We start from the raw sequence: 20,327 nt of genomic DNA, 5'->3' as shown, positions 1-20,327 counted from the left end.
ACGCACCGGGCGTCATGCGCGAGGCGTCACGCGCCGGGTCTCACCGCACCAGGCGCCCGTGCCCGCTCTCCCAGCCGCGGCCGTCCGCCAGCCGCTCGGCGACCAGGCGCTCGAGCCGTGTGCGGCGTGGCAGGGCGGTGACCTCATAGGGCGGGCGTTCGCCGAACACGAAGAAGGCCGCACCGTCGTCGGAGCGCTCATAGGAGAGCCGCTCCCAGCGGCCCGCGAAAGCACCGAGGTTCGAGTTCGCGCCGAGCTCCTCGGTGAGCAGCGGGTTCACCAGCCAGGAGTCGCAGAGGAACTCATGGCCGAAGGGCGCCGCCTCCGACGGGCGCGCGGTGTCGAGATCGGCGTAGTGGGTGGTGAAATATGCCGTCGCCTGATCGAGGGACTCATCGACCGCGGCGGGATCCAGCGGCCCGGTGGCGGGGATGTGGGCACCGATCACCCAGCGCTCCTGCGCCGTTCCCTTCTCGGCGCGATGCAGGTCGAACTGGAGGCGGCCCAGGTGCACCAGCCGCCCTCGCCAGTTCAGCGCCATCCATGCCAGCTGGTGCAGCCCCAGCCTTCCGCTGCTGCGGCGATGGACCCGCATCTGCTGGCCGAGATCCGCGAGCACGTGCCAGGACTGCTCGGCGCTCAGGCCGCGCTCTCGGTGCCAGGCTCGCACCGTCGACGTGCTCACCACGAGCGCGAGGATCGAGAGCAGGCCCTCCCCGGGGGCGAGACGCTGCTGCAGGAGGTTGTGGCGCTCCTCCAGAGAGCCGAGATCAGCCGCGGGCGGCTCGAGCCCCGCGCTCGCCCGCAGCAGGTTCGCGGTGCGGGTGACCTCCGTCAGGATCTCCTGATCCGCCATGGCCGGGGCGATCAGAGCACGGAGCTCGGCATGATCCTGGCCGGTGATGCCCAGCCGCTCGAGCAGTGCTGGCGTCGAGGGAGCGCTCAGCATCTGGGCGACAGCCGCCGGTGGCAGCTCGTCGGTGGCGCGGACGGCCCGCGGCGGATCGCCGAGGACCTCGAACTGGGCATCACAGCGATCGGTCATGCGCACACGGTAGCGCTCACTGCCCACCGGATGTGAGCTGGGCCGCTACGATTCCAGGGTCGAGACCACGCACCCGTCGGCCTGCGCCGACGCAGGAGGAGCCAGAGCATGAGCACCCAGACCCCTGAGACCCCTGAGACCTCTGGCGGCACCGCTGCGGAGCTCAGCCCGTCGGCCGTCGCGATCCGTGACGCCTACGCCTTCGAAGGCGGTCGGATCCACCTCGGCGCGATGATCGAGGGGGAGACCCCGAGCCCCGCTGTGGCCGTGAACCTGTCGGTGGGGATGCTGAACCGTCACGGACTGATCGCCGGCGCCACCGGCACCGGCAAGACGCGCACCCTGCAGGTGATCGCCGAGCAGGCCGCGCACGCCGGAGCCTCCGTGTTCGTGGCAGATATGAAGGGTGACCTCTCCGGCATCGCCGTGCCGGGGGAGGCGTCCGAGAAGCTGTCCGCACGCGCCGCTGCACGCGGCCAGGAGTGGATCTCCCGCGCCGCCCCGACCGAGTTCTTCAGCCTCGGCGGCCAGGGCGAGGGAGTGCCGATCCGCACCACCGTGAGCACCTTCGGGCCGGTACTGATGTCCAAGGTGCTCGAGCTGAACGAGACCCAGGAGAGCTCGCTGGGCCTGATCTTCCACTACGCGGACAGCCAGGGACTGGGACTGCTGGACCTCAAGGATCTGCGCGCCCTGATCCAGTTCCTCACCTCTGACGAGGGCAAGGGTGAGCTCAAGGGCATCGGAGGGATCTCCACCGCGACCGCCGGCGTGATCCTGCGCAGTTTGACCGCCTTCGAGGCCTCCGGGGCGGATGTCTTCTTCGGCGAACCCGCCTTCGACACGGAGAAGCTGCTGCGCAAGGCCGAGGATGGCACGGGGATCATCTCCTGCCTCGAGCTGCCGGGCGTCGCCACCCGACCCGCCCTGTTCTCCACCTTCATGATGTGGATGCTCGCCGAGCTGTACCAGGACCTGCCTGAGGTGGGCGACCTCGAGGTGCCCAAGCTCGTGTTCTTCTTCGACGAGGCGCACCTGCTGTTCAAGGACGCCTCCAAGGCGTTCCTCGATCAGGTCGTCCAGACCGTGCGACTGATCCGTTCCAAGGGCGTGGGCGTCTTCTTCATCACCCAGACCCCGAAGGACGTCCCGGGAGATGTGCTCGCCCAGCTCGGCAACCGGGTCCAGCATGCGCTGCGCGCCTTCACGCCCGACGATGCCAAGGCGCTCAAGGCCACCGCCAGCACCTTCCCCACCTCCGACCACGACCTGGTCGAGGTGATCCCAGCACTCGGCACCGGCGAGGCGATCGTGACCGTGATGAGCGAAGACGGCGCCCCCACTCCCGTCGCGATCACCGCAGTGCGCGCGCCGGAATCCTCGATGGAACCGGCCGGTGCGGAGGTCATCTCCGCTGCAGTGAAGGCCTCACCGCTCGCTGCGGAGTACGGGACCCCGGTGGATCGGGAGTCCGCGTACGAGATCCTCACCGCACGCGCCGAGAAGGACGCGAAGGCCCTCGAGGAGGGGGCCGATGACGGCGCTGAGCAGGGGGTGAAGGGATCCACGGGTTCGACCTCGTCACAGCCGAAGGCGCAGAACAAGAAGGACGAAGGCGGGTTCTTCGAGAAGCCGGCGGTGAAGTCATTTCTCCGCTCCGCCGGCACCGTGCTGGGCCGAGAGATCACCCGCAGCCTGTTCGGTACGAAGCGCCGCCGCTGAGCAGTCGGGCCAGCCGAGGCTCGCTTGTCGCAGCACCGGTCCCTCGCAGCACCGGCCCATCGCAGCAGGCCCGGAGATGACGAGAGCCCCTGGCATCTGCCGGGGGCTCTCGGTGCATCAGGTCCTGTGAGGACCGGGATCAGACGGAGTTCAGATCACTTCTTGCCCTGGTTGGCGACGGCCTCCGCCGCGGCCTTCGCAGCGACCGGGTCAAGGTAGCGGCCGCCCTTCTCGACGGGCTGGAAGTCCTCGTCCAGCTCGTACACCAGCGGCTGGCCGGTGGGGATGTTCAGGCCGGAGATCTCTTCGTCGGAGATGCCGTCGAGGTACTTCACCAGTGCGCGCAGCGAGTTGCCGTGGGCGGCGATCAGCACGGTCTTGCCGTCGACGAGGTCAGGCTTGATGCCCTCCTCCCAGTACGGCAGGAAGCGCTCGACGACATCCTTGAGGCACTCGGACTTGGGCAGCTGATCACCGAGACCCGCGTACTGCGGGTCCTGGTCCTGGCTGAACTCGGTGCCGAACTCGATCTCGGGCGGCGGCGTGTCGTAGGAACGACGCCAGGCCATGAACTTCTCCTCGCCGTACTTCTCACGGATCTCGGACTTGTTCATGCCCTGGAGCGCACCGTAGTGACGCTCGTTCAGGCGCCAGTCGCGCTTGACGGGGATCCAGTGGCGGTCGGCGGCGTCGAGGGAGAGGTTCGCGGTCATGATCGCCCGGCGCTGCAGCGAGGTGTGCACGACATCGGGGAGGATGCCGGCCTCCTTCAGCAGCACGCCGCCGTTGGCGGCCTCAGCCTCACCCTTCTCGGTGAGGGCTACGTCCACCCAGCCGGTGAACAGGTTCTTCGCATTCCAGTCGCTCTCGCCGTGGCGGAGCAGCACGAGTGTGTAGGTCATGGTCACAGCCTAACGGCGCGGGGGAGCGGGCGCAGTTCCTGCCCATCGGTTGCCCGCCTCGCCGGGCGCGGGGCGGACGCTACGCTCGATCCCATGCTCAGCACTGCTCCCGGCGCCCTCGCCGACGTCCCCGTCGTCCTGCTCGATCTCGACGGCACGATCGTGGACTCCGGACCCGGCATCTTCGCGGCGCTCGGGCACGCCTTCGCGGCCTGCGACGAGCCGCTCCCCGAGCCCGCCGTGCTGCGCACCTTCATCGGTCCGCCGTTGACGACCTCCTTCCGCGGCGTGCTCGGGATGAGCGCCGAGCGCGCGGAGCAGCTCCGCCTCTCGTATACCGAGCACTACCAGTCCCACGGCCTGCTGGACGCGTTGCCCTATCCGGGGATCCCGGAGCTGCTGGACGGACTTGCGGCGTCCGGGCGCACCGTCGCGGTCGCCACCAACAAGCCGGAGACCACGGCGCGGCGCTTGCTCGAGCACCAGGGCCTCGGGGACCGCTTCGCTCTGATCGGCGGCACCGACCGCGCCTCGGGCAGGAGCGACAAGGCGGCGGTGATCGGCAGCGTGCTCGAGCGCCTGGGTCTCGCGGCCGGGGCGGCGGGCAGGGCGCGGACCGTGATGATCGGTGACCGGATCCACGACGCCGAGGGCGCCTCGGAGCACGGCGTGCCCGCGCTGCTGGTCGGCTGGGGATACGGAGGGCCCGTCGAGCAGGCGGCCGACGTCCCACGGGTCGCGACCGTCGCCGAGCTGTCTGCACTCCTGATGGGCTGAGCCCTCGTGCGGGCGCTCAGGCCTCGAGCAGGATCGTGAAGGGGCCGTCGTTGGTGAGGCCCACGCGCATCATCGCGCCGAAGCGGCCGGTCGCGACGGTGACGCCGCGCTCGCGGATCGCCTCGACCACCTGTGCGACGAGCGGTTCGGCGACGGGCCCCGGGGCCGCGCCGCTCCAGGAGGGCCTGCGCCCCTTGCGCACATCGGCGTAGAGCGTGAACTGGGAGACCACCAGCACCTGCGCCCCGGCATCGAGCACCGAGCGCTCGCCCTCCAGGATGCGCAGCTCGCAGATCTTCCGGGCGATCGTGGCCACCTGCTCGGGCCCGTCCTCGTGGGTGACCCCGACCAGCACGAGGAGGCCTTCGCCCTCGATCGAGCCGACCACCTCACCCTCGACCTCGACCTCGGCACCGTCGACTCTCTGGAGCACTGCACGCATGCCCCGATGGTCGCACAGGGGAACGCGTTGCGGAGGCTGGCGCCAGATCCTGTGGTCAGCCGGACGGATCAAGTCTGGCCAGCCGGGAAGGATCTGGTCAGCCGGGAAGGATCGAGTCGATCCTGCGCTCCTGGGTGGGGGAGTCGTCATCCCCGTCGTGCTGCTGACCGCGGGAGGGGTCCAGCGGGGGCAGCGGCTGGGTCGCCGGAAGGTTCCTGGGCGGGGGTGCGGAGCGAGGGGGAGGAGGGCCGGTGTGCTCGAGCGGGGCGGAGAACTGCGGCGGGGCAGACTGCTGCCACGGTGACGAAGGGTTCTGCGGCACGCCATGACGTGGCGCTGGCTGCTGAGATGCCGGCTGCTGCGACGCGGGTTGCTGCGGCCCGGCGTGCGATGGCGCAGACCGTGGAGGCGCGAACTGCGACGACCCGGACTGCGGCGGTGCTGACTGCTGAGGTGCCGAATGTGTGGGCATGGTCTGCGGGGGCGCCGACTGCTGTGCGGAGGCGGACATGCCCTGCTGCGGAGCGACGGATGGGCGCGATGGGACCTGCGCCTGGGCCTGCTGCTGCGACTGCTGCTGGGCCTGCTGAGGCGCCGGCTGCTGCCCGGTCGGGGCGGGGTCCGGGGCGGGAGCCTGACGCACTCCCGTCGGCCCATGGGTGGGCGGGACCGGCTGCTGGGGCTGGGAAGGGGACCCGGGGCCCTGTACGACCGGTCCTCCCGCAGCGGTAGCGGCGTCCCTGCGACGCTGCTCTGCCCGGCGGGCCTCGGTGACCCACTCCTCGGCGACGCGCACGATCGCTTCGGTGGCGGCCTCCCAGGCGGCCTCCTGCTGCCGGTGCGGGCCGGTGGCCAGGGACAGCACCACGCCCGCGGAACGCAGTGCGACCTCGGTCGGATCCACCCGCTCAGCGAACACCTCATGCCAGGTGCGGATGGCCTCCTCGACCCGCTCCTGCATGGCGCGGTCGATGCGCCCGGCGTTGCCGTAGTCCGCCAGGACGCTGAGATGGGCGAGCAGGCAGGCGAGATCGTCGGCCCGACGGCCCGGACCCACGGTGTCGATGTCGAGCAGGCCCACCACCTTGCCGTTCTCGACGAATACCTGAGCTTCGTAGAAGTCGCCGTGCACCACATCGTGCGGGCGCATGTCCATGCGCTGCTCGAGTGCTGTCAGACCCTCGCGGATCGCTCGTACCAGCGCATCCAAGCGGGGGCCGAGGGCGGGGACGGCGGAGCTGACGATCCCGGCGTAGAACTCCACGGAGTCGGTCCACGGCGGGCGCAGCGGGAGGGAGTACATCGAGGCGGGGAGCCGATCGACGAGGGCCACGAGGTCCTCGGCCCGGCAGGCGCTGACGCCTTCGTCGATCACCGCACGGGCCAGCGGACGGCCGGGGAGCTCGGCGAGGACCACGAGCCCGTTGTGGTGGGCGATCACCTCGGGAACCGGCACTCCTGCGGCCAGCAGACGGTGATGGCGGTCCACGATCTCTCCGCTGCGATGCGGCTGCATGACCTTGAGGAAGACGGCGCGTTCGCCCTGCGAGGCGCGCAGCACGGCGCGACGCCCGGGGCGATAGGACACCACGTCGATCGCGATCGGCACCGACGGGTCGCTGCCGATCGGCGCGCCGAGATCGCGCAGGGTGCGGCCGACGATGTCGGGGTAGCAGACCTGCGGCAGCATCGGCAGCCAGGGATCGTGCGGATAGCGCCATACGCGAACGTTGATGTCCCCGTCGGTCATCACCAGGGTCTGCTCGGCGACGTAGAGGTTCTTCTCGCGCTCGCCGATATGCGCGCTCGCCCCGAACAACTCCTCACGTGCAGGAGCCTGCGGTCCGTCGAGCTCAGGCCAGGAGACCATCGTCCGGTACAGCGCCTTGGTGCTGCGTCCGGGGCGGTGGTCGACGTGGTCGAGCTGCCAGCTGTGCAGCACTCCGCCGGAGTTGCCGACGGCCGAGCGGAGGAGTCCTCCCGCGCCGGGCCCGGTGAGGAGCTCGGAGCCGTCCTGCGTGTGTGACATGGGCGATTCATTCTTGTCATGAGGTCATCAGGCGACAGCGCCTACGATGCTTTCATGGCTGATCGTACCGATAACCTCACCAGCGGGAACCTTCTGGGCATTCCCGAGACCCGACTGCCCGACGACTTCGTCGATGTGCAGGTGGCCGAAGAGCTCGTCGAAGGTGAGCCCCGGGACATCGCCGCCCGGCATCTCGAGTCGCCGCTCGCCTGGGCGACCCTGGCCGAGGATGCGCTCTCCGACGGTGATGACGTGGCCGCCTACGCCTACGCCCGCACCGGTTACCACCGGGGTCTGGATGCGCTGCGCAAGTCCGGCTGGCGCGGCCAGGGCCCGATCCCGGCCTCGCACGCGCCCAACCGCGGCTTCCTGCGTGCCCTGGCGATGCTGGGGGAGACCTCCCGTCGGCTCGGCGACGAGGCCGAGGCGGATCGGGTGACCGCCTTCCTGCGCGAAGCCGATCCGACGCTGCTGGGCTGATGTCCCCGAGCCTGCGCGGCAGAGAACGCGGCAGTCAGCAGGGGCCGTCCGGATCTGCTTGGTAGGATCCTCGCGGTCCTGTGCGCTCCCTGCGCCGCAGGCCCCCGTCAGTCCGTCCTCGTCCTCCAGGAGTCGCCATGCCCGCCGTCGTGATCGTCGGAGCCCAGTGGGGTGACGAGGGGAAGGGCAAAGCCACCGATCTCCTCGGTGAGCGGGTCGACTACGTCGTCAAGCCCAACGGAGGCAACAACGCCGGGCACACCGTGGTGGTGGACGGCGAGAAGTTCGAGCTGAAGCTGCTCCCCGCCGGCATCCTCTCGCCGCAGGTCACGCCCGTGATCGGCAATGGTGTGGTGGTAAATCTCGAGGCTCTGTTCGAGGAGATCGGGATGCTCGAGTCGCGCGGCGTGGACGCTTCGCGGCTGCGGATCAGCGCCAACGCCCACATCGTTGCGCCCTATCACCAGACGCTCGACAAGGTCACCGAGCGCTTCCTGGGCAAGCGCGCCATCGGCACCACCGGGCGGGGCATCGGTCCTGCGTACATGGACAAGATCGGCCGTCTCGGCATCCGTGTCCAGGACCTCTACGACGAGTCGATCCTGCGGCAGAAGATCGAGGGCGCACTGCGCCAGAAGAACGAGCTGCTGGTCAAGCTGTACAACCGGCGGGCGGTCGAGGTCGACGAGATCGTCGAGAACCTCCTGTCCTATGCCGAGCGCCTGCGCCCGATGGTGGTCGACGCCACGTTGGTGCTGAACGACGCGCTGGACCGGGGCGAGGTGGTCCTCATGGAGGGCGGCCAGGCCACCTACCTGGACGTCGACCACGGCACCTATCCGTTCGTCACCAGCTCCAACCCGACCGCGGGCGGTGCCTGCACAGGCACCGGCATCGGTCCCACCCGCATCGACCGGGTGATCGGGATCGTCAAGGCGTACACCACCCGTGTGGGCGCCGGGCCGTTCCCGACCGAGCTGTTCGACAAGTGGGGCGAGTACCTGCAGACCACCGGGGGAGAGGTCGGCGTGAACACCGGCCGCCCCCGTCGCTGCGGCTGGTACGACGCGCTGATGATCCGCCACGCGGTGCGCATCAACGGCTTCACCGACATCGTGCTGACCAAGCTCGACGTGCTCACCGGCATCGATGAGGTGCCGATCTGCACGGGCTATGACATCGACGGCGTGATCCACCGTGATATGCCGATGACGCAGACCGAGTTCCATCACGCCACGCCGATCTACGAGACGCTCCCGGGCTGGACCGAGGATCTCTCCGAGGCCCGCACCTTCGAGGAGCTGCCGGAGAACGCCCGCGCCTATGTGCTCCGTCTCGAGGAGCTCGCGGGCTGCCGGATCAGCGCCATCGGCGTGGGCCCGGACCGCGCCGCGACCATCGCTGTCCACGACCTGCTGCCGGAGGTGGCCGGCTGACGTGGTGAGCCGTCGTACCGATCCTGAGGCAGGGCGCAGCGCGCTCGCGACCTGGGCGACCGCGCCAGCGGATGCCGGACGCCCCGTCCTGGCCCCCGCGGTGCGCCACACCCTGGAGATGTTCGCCGAGGAGTTCCCCGGCGGCGCCGTCGAACTTCGGGTCCCACCCTATGCGGCGGTGCAGGCCATCGCCGGCACCCGCCACACCCGAGGCACCCCGCCCGCCGTCGTCGAGACCGACGCCGCCACCTGGCTCGCGCTGGTCAGCGGTGACCTCGCCTGGGCAGAGGCTGTCGCCGGTGGTCGTGTGCATGCCAGTGGCGAACGCAGTGACCTCGCAGAGCTGCTGCCGCTGCCCGGTCCGCGCCGCGTCGTGCGCGCCGCCCGTGAACAGGAGAAGCGATGAGCATCGCCGTAGAGATCGCGGTCGAGGACCTCGTGGGCCTCGATGTCGCCGCCAAGGCGGGCGCGGACCGGGTGGAGCTGTGCATCGAGCTCGAGCGCGGTGGGATCACCCCACCGCCCGAACTGGTCGAGGAATGCACGCGCCGGGCCGCCGCGCTGGTGGCAGCCCGAGATGCGAAGCCGCACTTCGATGTGCACGTGCTGATCCGCGCCCGGGCGGAGCGCGGCGACTTCCTGGACCATCCCGAGGAGTTCCTGTACTCCGAGGACGAGGTCGAGCTGATGGCCCGCCAAGCTCGTGACGCCGTGACCGCCGGCGCTGCCGGGGTGGTGATCGGGGCCCTCACCGAGTCGGGGGAGCTGGACGTCCCCGCGATCGAGGTCATCCGGGACGGGGCTCTGACCGCCGGCAGCGGCGCACTGCGAGGCATCACCCTCACCGCCCACCGCGCCGTCGACGCACTGCCCGGTCGTGCCGAGCGCGAGCACGCCGTGCGGACCCTGCTGGGCCTCGGCTTCCACCGCGTGCTCAGCTCGGGCGGCGCGGACCGTGCCCTGGACGGAGCCGAGGATCTGGGCGCCATGGTCGACGCCGCCGAGGGGCTGCTCGACATCTGCGCCGGTGGCGGAGTGCGTCCCGCGGACCTCGTCGATCTCGCGCGCCGCAGCGGCGTGCCCGACGTGCACCTGTCCGCTCGCCGTCGCGCCGGCGCACCGGTCGAGGCCGACGCCCCCGAGACCCGCACCGACCCGGCGATCGTCGCCGCGGCGGTCGACGCTGCTGGAGGACTGTGAACACTGTGAATGCACCCGAACACCCTGAACGCCCTGAACGCCCTGAACGCCCTGAACGCCCTGAACGCTCTGAGCGCCCTGAGCGCGCCGAGCCCGCTGGCCGTGATGAGAGCGACACCCCTGACGGTCACCAGGTCGCCACCCCGCAGGAGGCCACCCGAGAGGACGCCCCAGAGGCCGACGATCCGGCGACGGCGACCGCGGAGCCGGACGAGACCAGCATCTACGTGCGTCGCAGTCGCACCCCGACCCTGGGCTTCTGGGCCGCCGTCGCGATCGCGCTGCCTGCTGTGGCCGCGCTGATCAGCGCCCCGTTCTTCGACTTCGCAGACCTCGGCGGAGTGCTCAACTTCGTGCTGCTCGCCGCAGTCATCGTCGGTCTCCCGCTGGCCACGATCGCGGCCGTCATCGACTCGGTTCGCCACCGTCGGAAGAGCTCGCCCGAGCGCTGATCCCATGCTGGACGGCATGTCGGCGGGACCTCGCGCTGTGGCACTATGGACCGGTGGCACGCGGCGACGGAAAACTCTCCCATGACCTGCTCCCCGGTGAGAAGGGCCCGCAAGACGCCTGTGGCGTCTTCGGTGTCTTCGCGCCCGGCGAGGACGTCTCGAAACTGACCTATTACGGTCTCTATGCGCTGCAGCACCGCGGGCAGGAATCTGCCGGCATCGCCACCAGCGACGGCTCCCAGATCATGGTCTACAAGGACATGGGGCTGGTCTCCCAGGTCTTCGACGAGGCCTCCCTCGGAGCGCTCCAGGGACACATCGCGCTCGGGCACACCCGGTACTCGACCACCGGTGCCTCCAACTGGTCCAACGCCCAGCCGGCACTGGGCCCCCGCCCCGACGGCACCGTGGCGATGGCCCACAACGGCAACCTGGTGAACACCGAGGAGCTGCTCGAGCTGATCGCGGAGCGCCATGGCACGCCGCGCACCGGTGAGCTGGGACGCGGCAACACGACCGACACCGCCCTGGTCACCGCACTGCTGAACAGCGAAGGCCCGCTCGAGGACGCGCTGCGCGAGCTGATGCCGCACCTGCGCGGCGCCTACTGCTTCACCCTGATGGACGAGACCACCCTGTATGCGGCGCGTGACCCGCAGGGGATCCGCCCGCTGGTGCTGGGCCGGCTCGAGCGCGGCTGGGTGGTCGCCTCCGAGACCGCCGCCCTGGACATCTGCGGTGCGAGCTTCGTGCGGGAGATCGCCCCCGGCGAGATGATCGTCATCGACGAGCAGGGCCTGCGCAGCGAGCAGGTCATGAAGCCCGAGCCCAAGGGCTGCGTCTTCGAGTACGTCTACCTCGCCCGCCCCGACACCCGCATCGCCGGCCGCAGCGTGAACGAGGCCCGTGCCGAGATGGGCCGCCAGCTGGCCCGCGAACATCCCGTCGAGGCGGATCTGGTGATCCCGACCCCGGAATCCGGGACCCCGGCCGCGATCGGCTACGCGCAGGAGTCCGGTATCCCCTACGGCCAGGGGATGGTGAAGAACGCCTATGTGGGACGCACCTTCATCCAGCCCAGCCAGACCATCCGCCAGCTCGGGATCCGACTCAAGCTCAACCCGCTGCGAGAGGTGATCGCCGGCAAGCGACTGGTCGTCATCGACGACTCGATCGTGCGCGGCAACACCCAGCGCGCCGTGGTGAGGATGCTGCGCGAAGCCGGAGCAGCCGAGGTGCACGTGAGGATCTCCTCCCCGCCGGTGCGCTGGCCCTGCTTCTACGGCATCGACTTCGCCTCCCGGGCAGAGCTGATCGCCAACGGTCTGGGCATCGAGGAGATCGCCCGGTCCCTCGGTGCGGACTCGCTCGGCTACATCTCCGAAGAGGGGATGATCACCGCCACCGCACAGCCGGAAGAGGCGCTGTGCACCGCCTGCTTCTCCGGGAAGTACCCGGTCGCCCTGCCGGAGCCCGTCGCCCGGGCGCAGGGCATCACCCAGGCTCGTGAGCCCGAGCCCGCCGTCGTCGGGAAGGACGCATGAACACCACGGACCCCAGGCCCGCTTCGATCACCTACGCCGGATCGGGGGTGGACACCGCCGCTGGAGACCGCGCCGTCGAGCTGATGAAGGAGGCCGTGGCCGCGACCCACGGGCCGCAGGTGCTCGGCGGGATCGGCGCCTTCGCCGGCCTCGTCGACGTCAGCGCGCTCAAGGAGTACCGGCGCCCGCTGCTGGCCTCCTCGACCGACGGAGTGGGCACCAAGATCGCGATCGCCCGCGAACTCGACATCCACGACACCATCGGACGTGACCTGGTGGGCATGGTCGTGGACGACATCATCGTGGTCGGTGCAGCGCCGCTGGCCATGACCGACTACATCGCGTGCGGCAAGGTGGTGCCCGAGCGGATCGCCGACATCGTGCGCGGCATCGCCGAGGGCTGCCAGATCGCCGGCTGCGCCCTGGTGGGTGGAGAGACCGCTGAGCACCCCGGGCTGATGGCCGCCGAGGACTATGACGTGGCCGGTGCCGCCGTCGGCGTCGTCGAAGCTGATGAGCTGCTCGGACCGGACCGCGTCCGGGCCGGCGACGTGGTGATCGGGATGGACGCCTCCGGTCTCCACTCCAATGGATACTCCCTGGTGCGCGCCGTGATCGCGGCCGCAGGCGTCTCGCTGGAGGCGCATGTCGACGATTTCAGTCGCACGCTCGGCGAGGAGCTCCTCGAGCCCACCCGCATCTACACCGCGGATCTGCTCGCCGTGCTGCGGGATGCACGCACCACCGGTGCGATCCACGCGCTGAGCCATGTCACCGGCGGCGGCCTCGCCGCGAACCTCGCCCGCGTGATGCCCCGCGGGCTCGCCGCACGCGTGGACCGTGCACGCTGGCAGCCCGGCGCCGTGTTCTCCCGCGTGGCGCAGTGGGGCTCGGTGCCTCAGCTGGATCTCGAAGGGACCCTGAACATGGGCGTCGGGATGGTGGCGCTGGTCGATCCCACGAAGGCCGACGCCACGTTGGCGGTGCTCGCCGAGCAGGGTCTCGGGGCGCGCGTGATCGGCGAGGTCGTCGGCGAGGACGCGCTGCCCGAGCCGGGCGCTGCACTCGAGCATGTGGTCGCCGGCGCGAAGGGCGTCGACGGCGGCTCGGTTCTCCTTGCGGGGCAGTACCCCGGCTGGTCCTGAGACTCCGCTGGTCACGGCACTGGTTCGTGACACAGGGGCCGTGACTTCGTGACACAGGGGCCGTGACACAGCAGGAGGGCCGACCCAATGGGTCGGCCCTCCTGCTGTGTCACGGTGCTTCCCGGCTGGTGCCGGGCGTCCTCAACGGCGATAGACGGACGGAGCGTCTTCGTCGGCCCGGTCGTCGCTGTCCTCGGCCCGACTGTCTCCATTGGCGGAGGCTGTCTCGCCTCTCTGAGACTGCAGCTCGCGCTGCAGTGCCGTGAGGTCCGTCGGCGGGCTGTAGTACTTGAGGTCCCGTGCCACCTTGGTGTGCTTGGCTTTCTGTCGGCCGCGACCCATGGATCTGACCCCCTGTGCATCGGCTGCCGGGTGCTCTTGTCGACCCGGAAGATGGCATTAGTTTCGTGGGCCCAGGGTACATGGTCGCCCTGTCGTCCGGCGAACCCCGAGGAGTGAGACGTGCCGGACATCCCTTCGGGGAATCAGGATGTGACCCAGAGGGCACGGCCGAACTCTGGATATTGGCACGACACTGGTCATAAGTTTGCTCGACTTCAGACATTACCCAGTAGTCTGGAGACCGGAGCGCACATCACCTGTCTATCAGGGCGCTGCCCGCTCCCCGATGCCCGCAGTGAAAGGTCGCACGCCCCATGAATGCATCCACGGAGCAACACCCCGCGGGCAATGAGGACACCGCGGAACTACTGACCCCCGCCGAGGTCGCCAAGATGTTCCACGTCGACCCCAAGACGGTCACCCGCTGGGCCCAGGCAGGAAAGCTCACCTACATGCGCACCCTCGGCGGCCATCGCCGCTACCGCCGCGATGAGGTCGTCGACCTGCTCCAGGACAGCACCAAGGACGAGTGAGCAGAGACCCGATCCTGGGGGAGGGGTACACAGCGCACCCGATCGACCTCGGAGCGGATGACGAAGGACCCCTGATCGCCACGCTGATCCATCGCGAGGCGACGGACACCCCGCAGCCGGTCGGTGCAGAGGCAACGGGCGCGGCGAAGAAGCCGCCGATCCTGCTGATGCACGGATGGTCCGACTATGTGTTCGACCGTGATCTGATGGAGCACCTGGGACGCCACGGGCATGAAGTCTGGGGCTTGGACCTGCGCAAGCACGGACGCAGCCTGCTGCCCGGCCAGACCGCGACCGAGGTCGATCACCTCAACCGCTATGACCAGGAGATCGGGGCCGCGCTGCGGATCATCGGCCGCGACCGGCCGCCGGTGCTGCTGGCCCACTCCACCGGCGGGCTCATCGCGGCGCTCTGGGCGCAGCGCCATCCCGGCACGGTCGCGGGCCTCGCGCTGAACTCCCCATGGCTCGAGATGCATCTGGGGCCGGTGGCCCGATCCCTCGCGGAGGCACCGGTGAGACTGCTCGCGGAACGACTCCGGCGCCGTCCCCTCTTCCCCTCCGGGAGCCAGAACTACGCCCGGGCCACTCACCGCGACTTCGGCGGGGCCCATGACTACGACCTGGTGCTCAAACCACCCGGCGGGCACCGCCTGCCCGCAAACACCCTCGGCGCGATCATCGAGGGCCAGAGCCGCCTCGCCGCTGCCGGCCCGCTGTCCATCCCGGTGCTGGTGATGCACTCCGCGCGCAGCCGGATCGGTGCGCGGTTCGTCGAAGAGATGCGACGTGCCGATTCGGTGCTGGACGTCCGCACCCTCGCCCGCGCCGCCGCCCGCCTCGGCCCCGAGGTGCGGATCGAGGCGATCGACGGAGCCCGCCACGACGTCTTCCTCTCCGACGCGGATGCCCGGTCCAGGGCCACCACGATCCTGGACGAATGGCTGGATGCGCTCAGCGCTGGAGCCCCTACCATGAGTGCACTCGACGGTGCCTCCGACCTCGGCACCTCGGTGCCAGCACGTCCCGGGAAGGAGCTGACCGATGACCGCGGACCCGTGTGAGCTGCGAGGGCACGCAGCTGCCCTGCGCCGTGCCGCAGACCGCCTCACCATCCTGCGGCTGCGACTGGCCAACTCCCTGGTGGACGTCACCCTCTCCGTGGTCCCCGAGACCCGGGAGATCGGCGAGAAGCTCCACGAGCGCTGGACCCTGGACCAGTATCCGGAGCTGGGAAGGATCGCGAGCGGGATGCGGGCCAGCGCCAAGCAGCTGGACGGCGCCGCGGTGGCCGCCGAACGCAGCAGCGGGCGCCGGCTGGGAGGATACTCCGGCGCTGGATTCCTGGGCAGGGGCGATGAGGCGCATCGACATGTGCAGGATGTCGCTGCCTTCGTCGGCACCGAGCACGGTGCCAGCATCGGCGGCTTCCCCCTGCTGCCGAGCGCTGGCGAGGGCCTCCTCGCCCATCCGTCCCACACCCTCGGGATCGACACCCCCGACTACGACGAACCCGACGACGACGAGATGGGCTGAGTCCCGTCCCCGCACGTGATCGGACCCGGGTGCGGGCCCTGCCGACTTGCCCGGCGCTGCTGGCTCAGTGCTGCTGGTCGAGTACTGCCGCCTCAGCGCGCCGGTCGTCGATCGGGCGCGAAGCTCAGTGCCACCACGGCAGCGAGCGCCCCTCCCAACAGCGGGATGATCAGCATGGTCACCAGCAGCAGGAGCATCGCCGCCGCGGACTCGGCGGCACCCACCCCCAGGGCCACCAGCGCAGCGGCTCCGACCGCCTCGGACACGCCGGCACCGCCCGGGGTCAGGGGTACCAGGGAGAGCACCCTCCCGAGCGCGAAGATCGCCACCGTCAACGCCAGCGGCACGGTGGCCCCCACCGCCTCGAAGGCCGCCAGCAGCGCGATCCACTGCAGCAGCCGGGCGCCGATCGTGGGTGCCAGCAGCTGCAGCGGACGGCGCCGGAGCATCTGCACCAGGGCATCGCGCTGCATGAGGATCTCGCGTGCGAGGTGCTCGGGCAGCGTCTGCCCGAACTGGGCGAGGATCTTCGCCAGCACCGGCCGGCGCAGCAGCACTGAGGTGAGCGCGAGGGCGAGCACAGCGCCGAGAACCGCGACCAGCGCCGCCCACAGCGCACCGGGCAGCGCGATCCCCGTCGGCGCCAGCACCGAGCTCAGCGCATAGGCGCCAAGTCCCAGCAGCGGGATCAGCACCGAGGTGATCACCATCTCGACCAGTGACGCGGCGACGATGCCGGTGAAGATGAGCGGCAGCGCGAGCCCGGAGCGACGCAGGATCCAGCCCAGCACGCCCAGCCCCAGCACTGAGCCCCCCGGGATGGCCAGGGTGGTCGCCGACGAGGCGGCGTGCCCCAGCAGGGCGGGGCGCCAGCGTGACCCGGGCAGAGCGGCACGCACGGTGAGCGATTCCAGCACCAGCGCCCCGGCTCCGAGAATCACCATGGCGGGCAGCGCCCACAGCGGCAGGGACGCGAGGGTCCCGCCGATCTCGGCCCAGCTCGCGCCGGTGGCCCAGGGGAGCGCCCAGCCGAGCAGCGCGATCACCAGCGCCCCGGAGAGGATTCCTGCGACGAGGCGCCCCGGGGTGAGGCGGGGCGGGCGTTCGGCGTCGAACTCGGAGAGCTCCTGGATGAGCCAGTCGGGCCCTCGCCGAGCGCGCGCGGCATCGTCCGCGCCGAGCGGCACGGTGGCAGGACCGGGGTCCGGAGAGTCGGGGGAGCCTGGGGAAGCCGCTGACATGCGGTGATTCTCGCACGCGGCGAGCAGAGTCCTCTCAGGGGAAGGATCTAACATGGTGTCATGTCCTTCCTGTTCTCCCTCCTTGTCGTGCTGCACCTGATCTGCTGGGCCGTGGCGCTCGGCACCTGGGTGGCAGCTGCCCGTACCCGCCAGCCGAACAAGGGCATGGCCCACGCCACGGCGGGTGCCGTCGTGATCGGCGTCCTGCTCGCCGCTCTGGTCTCGATCCCGGGCGCCCTCCCCGGCGACCCGAATCACATGAAGCTCGGGATCAAGCTGCTGATCGGTGTGGTCGCCGTGGTGCTCGCCTACATCGCGAACAAGAAGGGCCCCGAGACGCCCTCCGCGGTCTGGTTCGGCATTCCCGCCGCGATCGTCGCGAATGTGATCATCGCCGTCTTCGTCTGAGCCGTGACCGGCTGAAAGACACCGCTCGAGCGTGCTCGCGCTCACCCTCTTCACCGATCAGTCCACAACGGGGCCCGGCAGCACACACGCTGTCGGGCCCCGTGCCTATCCTGGAACCCTCATGAGCTCACTTTTCGACGACCTCTCGCTGCCCGATGCCTTCCGCCGACTGGATGGCGTGTCGGTGACCCCTGCCGCTTCCGCGACGAGGCGCGAGCAGGAGCGCGATCGCTCCGAGCAGCCGCCGCTGCCCGACGGCCCCCCGGAGGACGACGAACCGTTCTATGGCGAGGACGAACCGCCCTATGGCGAGGAGCCTCCCTTCGATTCGGCGCCGCCGGCGCAGGACCGCCCCGTACCCCAGCCCCCGGCGGATCTGGAGGAGGCCCCGCATCCCGCTGAGCGTGGATCGGAGAGCGGCGGCTGGAGGTCGCCTGCCGGCGCCGCAGCGGCGGGGCTCGCAGAACTGACCGACGGGCTGAACCCGGCCCAGCACGAGGCCGTCGAGCATCGCGGCAGCCCCCTGCTGATCGTCGCCGGTGCCGGCTCGGGCAAGACCCGCGTGCTCACCCGCAGGATCGCGCACCTGCTGCGCACCGGTGAGGCGATGCCCGGGGAGATCCTCGCGATCACCTTCACCAACAAGGCGGCGGCCGAGATGCGCGAACGCGTGGGAGAGCTGGTGGGTCCGGTGGCCCGCAGCATGTGGGTCGCCACCTTCCACAGCGCCTGCGTGCGCATCCTGCGCCGGGACGCCCAGGCGGCTGGGCTCAAGAGCTCCTTCACCATCTACGACAGCGCGGACTCGCTGCGGCTGATCACCACGATCGCCAAGGACCTGCAGCTGGACACCAAGAAGCACGCGCCCCGGGCACTGGCCTCGCGCATCTCGAGCCTGAAGAACGACCTGGTCGAGCCGGCGGACTTCGCCGCCCAGGCGGAGAGTGCGAAGAATCCCTTCGAGCGGACCCTGGCCCGGATCTTCACGAACTACACCGAGCGGCTGCGCCAGGCCAATGCCGTGGACTTCGATGACCTGATCGGGCTGACGGTGACCCTGCTGCGGGACAACCCGGCGATCCGGGAGGGCTATCGCCGGCGCTTCCGACACCTGCTGGTGGACGAGTACCAGGACACCAACACCGCCCAGTACCAGCTGGTGCGAGAGCTCGTGGGGGAGGACCCTCGCGCTGACCTCACCGTCGTGGGCGACTCGGATCAGTCGATCTACGCCTTCCGCGGTGCGACGATCCGCAACATCGTCGAGTTCGAGCAGGACTTCCCCTCAGCCCGCACCATCGTGCTCGAGCAGAACTACCGCTCCACCCAGAACATCCTGTCCGCGGCGAACTCCGTGATCGAGGAGAACGCCGGGCGCCGCAAGAAGAACCTGTGGACCGATCAGGGACAGGGCGAGAAGATCACCCTCTATGTCGCCGACGACGAGCGGGAGGAGGCCCGGTACATCGGCCGCCAGATCGACGCCCTGGTGGACGACGGCCGCCGCGCCGGCGAGATCGCGATCTTCTACCGCGCCAACGCCCAGTCCCGGGCGCTCGAGGACCAGCTGATCCGGGTCGGGCTGCCCTATCGGGTGGTCGGTGGCACGCGCTTCTACGAGCGCCGTGAGATCAAGGACGCGATCGCCTACCTGCAGGTGCTCGCCAACCCGGCCGACGAGATCAACCTGCGCCGCATCCTCAACGTCCCCAAACGCGGCATCGGCGACCGGGCCGAAGCAACGATTGCGATGCTCGCCGAACGAGACCGGATCGGGTTCGGCGAGGCACTGCGCCGTGCCGAGGAGGCGCCCGGAATCGCCACGCGCTCGCTGAACGCCGTGCGCGTCTTCGTGGCGATGCTCGAGGATCTGCAGGAGATGGCCGAGGTCGGGCACGGCCCCGCCGCGCTGCTCGAGGCGATCCTGCAGCGCTCGGGCTATTACGCCGAGCTGCAGGGCAGCGATGATCCGCAGGACGAGTCCCGTCTGGAGAACCTCGCCGAGCTGATCAGCGTCGCCGCCGAGTTCGAGGCGCAGACCGAAGAGGCCGACGCGGTGGCCAGCGAGTACGAGGACGAGATGGCGGAGGCAGGCGACGCTCCGGCAGCGGTCGATGTGAGCTCCGCCACCGTCACCACCACCACCGCCGCTGACGCCACCCCCGCAGCGGATGCTCCCGGCGCCGACGTCGCGCCCGATGCCGCACTGACTGCTCCGGATGATCCCGAGGCGAGCCTTGTGGACCGCTTCCTGGAGAAGGTCTCCCTGGTCGCCGATGCGGACCAGATCCCCGGGGAGGAGGACCAGTTCGTCACCTTGATGACCCTCCACACCGCCAAGGGCCTCGAGTTCCCGGTCGTCTTCCTCACCGGGATGGAGGACGGCACCTTCCCCCACAACCGCACGCTCGGCGACCCGGAGGAGCTCGAGGAGGAGCGGCGCCTCGCGTATGTGGGCATCACTCGCGCCCGAGAGAAGCTCTACCTGACCCGCGCGCAGATGCGCTCCACCTGGGGGCAGTCGCAGTTCATGCCCGCCAGTCGCTTCCTCGACGAGGTCCCTGAAGAGGTGCTCGACGTCGCCCGTGCGGGGTCCACCCTCAGCGGTGCCGGATTCGGCGGGAGCTACAGCGGCTCGGGCGGCTACGGCGGGGGCCGCAGCACCAGCTCCCAACGCGGACCCTCCTTCAGCGGCGGCATCGGCGGCGGGCGCAGCGACATCAAGCGACCGAGCCTCGGCTCGGGCCGCAAGGCGACCCCTGCGGAGAAGCTGCCCCAGCTCGTGGCAGGTGATCGGATCACCCATGACTCCTTCGGGATGGGGACGGTCACCGAGGTCGCCGGGCAGGGGGACAAGACCCAGATCGAGGTGCAGTTCAAGCCTCCGCACGGCACCAAGCGCCTGGTGCTGCGCTACGCCGCAGTCACCAAGCTCTGAGCACACCAAGCTCTGAGCACACCTGGACCGCGAGGCCCCGCTCTTGCGGGACTCGCGGGGCCGGGCTCTGGCGGGGTCGAGGGCCTGACTCCGGCGGAGCCCAGGGGCCTGGCTCGTGCGTGGCCCGTCGGACCGAACTCCGGCGCGGCCTGCTC

At 70.1% G+C, this 20,327-nt stretch carries 20 protein-coding genes; 14 read left to right on the top strand and 6 right to left on the bottom strand.

Translation table 11 applies throughout. The annotated features are described in order from the left end of the window. Positions 1-40: 40 nt before the first annotated feature. A complete protein-coding gene (locus tag ACT3T9_RS00710) occupies positions 41-1,045 on the bottom strand; it encodes an acyltransferase domain-containing protein (RefSeq protein WP_442332312.1) in 1,005 nt (334 codons plus the stop codon). A gap of 108 nt (positions 1,046-1,153) precedes the next feature. Between ACT3T9_RS00710 and ACT3T9_RS00705 the strand changes: the two genes are divergently transcribed. Then, positions 1,154-2,767, top strand: a complete 1,614-nt coding sequence (locus ACT3T9_RS00705) for a helicase HerA-like domain-containing protein (RefSeq protein ID WP_442332313.1) — start codon at positions 1,154-1,156, stop codon at positions 2,765-2,767. Between the two features lie 155 nt (positions 2,768-2,922). Here the strand turns inward: ACT3T9_RS00705 and ACT3T9_RS00700 are convergent, their stop codons facing one another. Beyond that, positions 2,923-3,669 (bottom strand): phosphoglyceromutase, encoded by a 747-nt coding sequence (locus tag ACT3T9_RS00700; protein WP_441445807.1) that lies wholly within the window; start codon positions 3,667-3,669, stop codon positions 2,923-2,925. 93 nt (positions 3,670-3,762) lie between these two features. On the opposite strand from ACT3T9_RS00700, the gene ACT3T9_RS00695 reads away from it, so the two are divergent. Then, positions 3,763-4,446: an HAD hydrolase-like protein gene (locus ACT3T9_RS00695; protein WP_442332063.1), complete on the top strand. Its 684-nt coding sequence runs from the start codon at positions 3,763-3,765 to the stop codon at positions 4,444-4,446. A 16-nt stretch (positions 4,447-4,462) separates the two neighbouring features. Here the strand turns inward: ACT3T9_RS00695 and dtd are convergent, their stop codons facing one another. Together dtd and ACT3T9_RS00685 are read right to left on the bottom strand one after the other, a co-directional pair. Further along, on the bottom strand, positions 4,463-4,888 hold the full coding sequence (dtd, locus tag ACT3T9_RS00690; protein WP_441445809.1) for a D-aminoacyl-tRNA deacylase: 426 nt from the start codon (positions 4,886-4,888) through the stop codon (positions 4,463-4,465). A 97-nt stretch (positions 4,889-4,985) separates the two neighbouring features. After that, positions 4,986-6,917 carry a phosphotransferase gene (locus ACT3T9_RS00685; protein WP_441445810.1) on the bottom strand — a complete coding sequence of 644 codons (1,932 nt, stop codon included), beginning with the start codon at positions 6,915-6,917 and terminating at the stop codon, positions 4,986-4,988. Positions 6,918-6,971: 54 nt separating this feature from the next. On the opposite strand from ACT3T9_RS00685, the gene ACT3T9_RS00680 reads away from it, so the two are divergent. The 7 genes from ACT3T9_RS00680 to purM all read left to right on the top strand — a co-directional run bounded on the left by ACT3T9_RS00680 (position 6,972) and on the right by purM (position 13,174). Further along, positions 6,972-7,397 carry a DUF3151 domain-containing protein gene (locus ACT3T9_RS00680; protein WP_299300168.1) on the top strand — a complete coding sequence of 142 codons (426 nt, stop codon included), beginning with the start codon at positions 6,972-6,974 and terminating at the stop codon, positions 7,395-7,397. Positions 7,398-7,534: 137 nt separating this feature from the next. Further along, complete coding sequence (locus ACT3T9_RS00675; protein ID WP_444605755.1) at positions 7,535-8,833, top strand: adenylosuccinate synthase; 1,299 nt, start codon at positions 7,535-7,537, stop codon at positions 8,831-8,833. A 1-nt stretch (position 8,834) separates the two neighbouring features. Further along, entirely contained in the window at positions 8,835-9,239 is a 405-nt protein-coding gene (locus ACT3T9_RS00670) for a sterol carrier family protein (protein WP_441446309.1), read from the top strand. Next, positions 9,236-10,033 (top strand): copper homeostasis protein CutC, encoded by a 798-nt coding sequence (locus tag ACT3T9_RS00665; RefSeq protein WP_441446310.1) that lies wholly within the window; start codon positions 9,236-9,238, stop codon positions 10,031-10,033. The genes ACT3T9_RS00670 and ACT3T9_RS00665 overlap by 4 nt, the downstream gene beginning before the upstream one ends. A 5-nt stretch (positions 10,034-10,038) precedes the next feature. Next, positions 10,039-10,485 (top strand): hypothetical protein, encoded by a 447-nt coding sequence (locus ACT3T9_RS00660; RefSeq protein WP_441446311.1) that lies wholly within the window; start codon positions 10,039-10,041, stop codon positions 10,483-10,485. A 53-nt stretch (positions 10,486-10,538) separates the two neighbouring features. After that, complete coding sequence (gene purF / locus ACT3T9_RS00655; RefSeq protein ID WP_441446312.1) at positions 10,539-12,029, top strand: amidophosphoribosyltransferase; 1,491 nt, start codon at positions 10,539-10,541, stop codon at positions 12,027-12,029. Further along, entirely contained in the window at positions 12,026-13,174 is a 1,149-nt protein-coding gene (purM, locus tag ACT3T9_RS00650; protein ID WP_441446313.1) for a phosphoribosylformylglycinamidine cyclo-ligase, read from the top strand. The genes purF and purM overlap by 4 nt, the downstream gene beginning before the upstream one ends. Positions 13,175-13,315: 141 nt before the next feature. On the opposite strand, the gene ACT3T9_RS00645 is transcribed toward purM, so the two are convergent. Beyond that, on the bottom strand, positions 13,316-13,516 hold the full coding sequence (locus ACT3T9_RS00645) for a DUF3073 domain-containing protein (protein ID WP_441444769.1): 201 nt from the start codon (positions 13,514-13,516) through the stop codon (positions 13,316-13,318). A gap of 314 nt (positions 13,517-13,830) precedes the next feature. On the opposite strand from ACT3T9_RS00645, the gene ACT3T9_RS00640 reads away from it, so the two are divergent. Genes ACT3T9_RS00640 through ACT3T9_RS00630 form a run of 3 tightly spaced genes read left to right on the top strand, consistent with a single transcriptional unit; the run spans position 13,831 to position 15,585 of the window. Beyond that, positions 13,831-14,049 (top strand): BldC family transcriptional regulator, encoded by a 219-nt coding sequence (locus tag ACT3T9_RS00640; protein ID WP_441444768.1) that lies wholly within the window; start codon positions 13,831-13,833, stop codon positions 14,047-14,049. Further along, a complete protein-coding gene (locus ACT3T9_RS00635; protein WP_444605754.1) occupies positions 14,046-15,113 on the top strand; it encodes an alpha/beta hydrolase in 1,068 nt (355 codons plus the stop codon). Before ACT3T9_RS00640 ends, ACT3T9_RS00635 begins: the two co-directional genes overlap by 4 nt. Further along, positions 15,094-15,585, top strand: a complete 492-nt coding sequence (locus ACT3T9_RS00630) for a hypothetical protein (RefSeq protein WP_441444766.1) — start codon at positions 15,094-15,096, stop codon at positions 15,583-15,585. Before ACT3T9_RS00635 ends, ACT3T9_RS00630 begins: the two co-directional genes overlap by 20 nt. 92 nt (positions 15,586-15,677) lie before the next feature. Here ACT3T9_RS00630 and ACT3T9_RS00625 read toward each other — a convergent pair whose 3' ends face one another. Beyond that, positions 15,678-16,826 (bottom strand): lysylphosphatidylglycerol synthase transmembrane domain-containing protein, encoded by a 1,149-nt coding sequence (locus ACT3T9_RS00625; protein WP_444605753.1) that lies wholly within the window; start codon positions 16,824-16,826, stop codon positions 15,678-15,680. Positions 16,827-16,886: 60 nt separating this feature from the next. Here ACT3T9_RS00625 and ACT3T9_RS00620 point away from each other — a divergent pair, with 60 nt between their 5' ends. Further along, positions 16,887-17,234, top strand: coding sequence for a hypothetical protein (locus ACT3T9_RS00620; RefSeq protein WP_441444764.1), 348 nt, complete (start codon positions 16,887-16,889; stop codon positions 17,232-17,234). Between the two features lie 121 nt (positions 17,235-17,355). Continuing rightward, positions 17,356-20,172, top strand: coding sequence for a UvrD-helicase domain-containing protein (locus tag ACT3T9_RS00615; protein WP_444605752.1), 2,817 nt, complete (start codon positions 17,356-17,358; stop codon positions 20,170-20,172). Positions 20,173-20,327 lie beyond the last annotated feature (155 nt).

Origin of the sequence: Brachybacterium sp. AOP29-B2-41, from assembly GCF_052378395.1 — a bacterium.
Taxonomy (GTDB): Bacteria; Actinomycetota; Actinomycetes; order Actinomycetales; family Dermabacteraceae; genus Brachybacterium.
The sequence above is the reverse complement of the archived record's forward strand: the minus strand, read 5'-3'. Positions and strand labels throughout refer to the sequence as shown.

Bases quoted from the DNA above. Each gene is read 5' to 3' on its own strand.
- ACT3T9_RS00705 (WP_442332313.1), top strand. From the start codon at position 1,154: ATGAGCACCCAGACCCCTGAGACCCCTGAGACCTCTGGCGGCACCGCT.
- ACT3T9_RS00700 (WP_441445807.1), bottom strand. From the start codon at position 3,669: ATGACCTACACACTCGTGCTGCTCCGCCACGGCGAGAGCGACTGGAAT.
- dtd (WP_441445809.1), bottom strand. From the start codon at position 4,888: ATGCGTGCAGTGCTCCAGAGAGTCGACGGTGCCGAGGTCGAGGTCGAG.
- ACT3T9_RS00640 (WP_441444768.1), top strand. From the start codon at position 13,831: ATGAATGCATCCACGGAGCAACACCCCGCGGGCAATGAGGACACCGCG.
- ACT3T9_RS00625 (WP_444605753.1), bottom strand. From the start codon at position 16,826: ATGTCAGCGGCTTCCCCAGGCTCCCCCGACTCTCCGGACCCCGGTCCT.
- ACT3T9_RS00675 (WP_444605755.1), top strand. From the start codon at position 7,535: ATGCCCGCCGTCGTGATCGTCGGAGCCCAGTGGGGTGACGAGGGGAAG.
- ACT3T9_RS00695 (WP_442332063.1), top strand. From the start codon at position 3,763: ATGCTCAGCACTGCTCCCGGCGCCCTCGCCGACGTCCCCGTCGTCCTG.
- ACT3T9_RS00665 (WP_441446310.1), top strand. From the start codon at position 9,236: ATGAGCATCGCCGTAGAGATCGCGGTCGAGGACCTCGTGGGCCTCGAT.
- ACT3T9_RS00680 (WP_299300168.1), top strand. From the start codon at position 6,972: ATGGCTGATCGTACCGATAACCTCACCAGCGGGAACCTTCTGGGCATT.
- purM (WP_441446313.1), top strand. From the start codon at position 12,026: ATGAACACCACGGACCCCAGGCCCGCTTCGATCACCTACGCCGGATCG.
- ACT3T9_RS00620 (WP_441444764.1), top strand. From the start codon at position 16,887: ATGTCCTTCCTGTTCTCCCTCCTTGTCGTGCTGCACCTGATCTGCTGG.
- ACT3T9_RS00710 (WP_442332312.1), bottom strand. From the start codon at position 1,045: ATGACCGATCGCTGTGATGCCCAGTTCGAGGTCCTCGGCGATCCGCCG.
- ACT3T9_RS00685 (WP_441445810.1), bottom strand. From the start codon at position 6,917: ATGTCACACACGCAGGACGGCTCCGAGCTCCTCACCGGGCCCGGCGCG.
- ACT3T9_RS00615 (WP_444605752.1), top strand. From the start codon at position 17,356: ATGAGCTCACTTTTCGACGACCTCTCGCTGCCCGATGCCTTCCGCCGA.
- ACT3T9_RS00630 (WP_441444766.1), top strand. From the start codon at position 15,094: ATGACCGCGGACCCGTGTGAGCTGCGAGGGCACGCAGCTGCCCTGCGC.
- ACT3T9_RS00645 (WP_441444769.1), bottom strand. From the start codon at position 13,516: ATGGGTCGCGGCCGACAGAAAGCCAAGCACACCAAGGTGGCACGGGAC.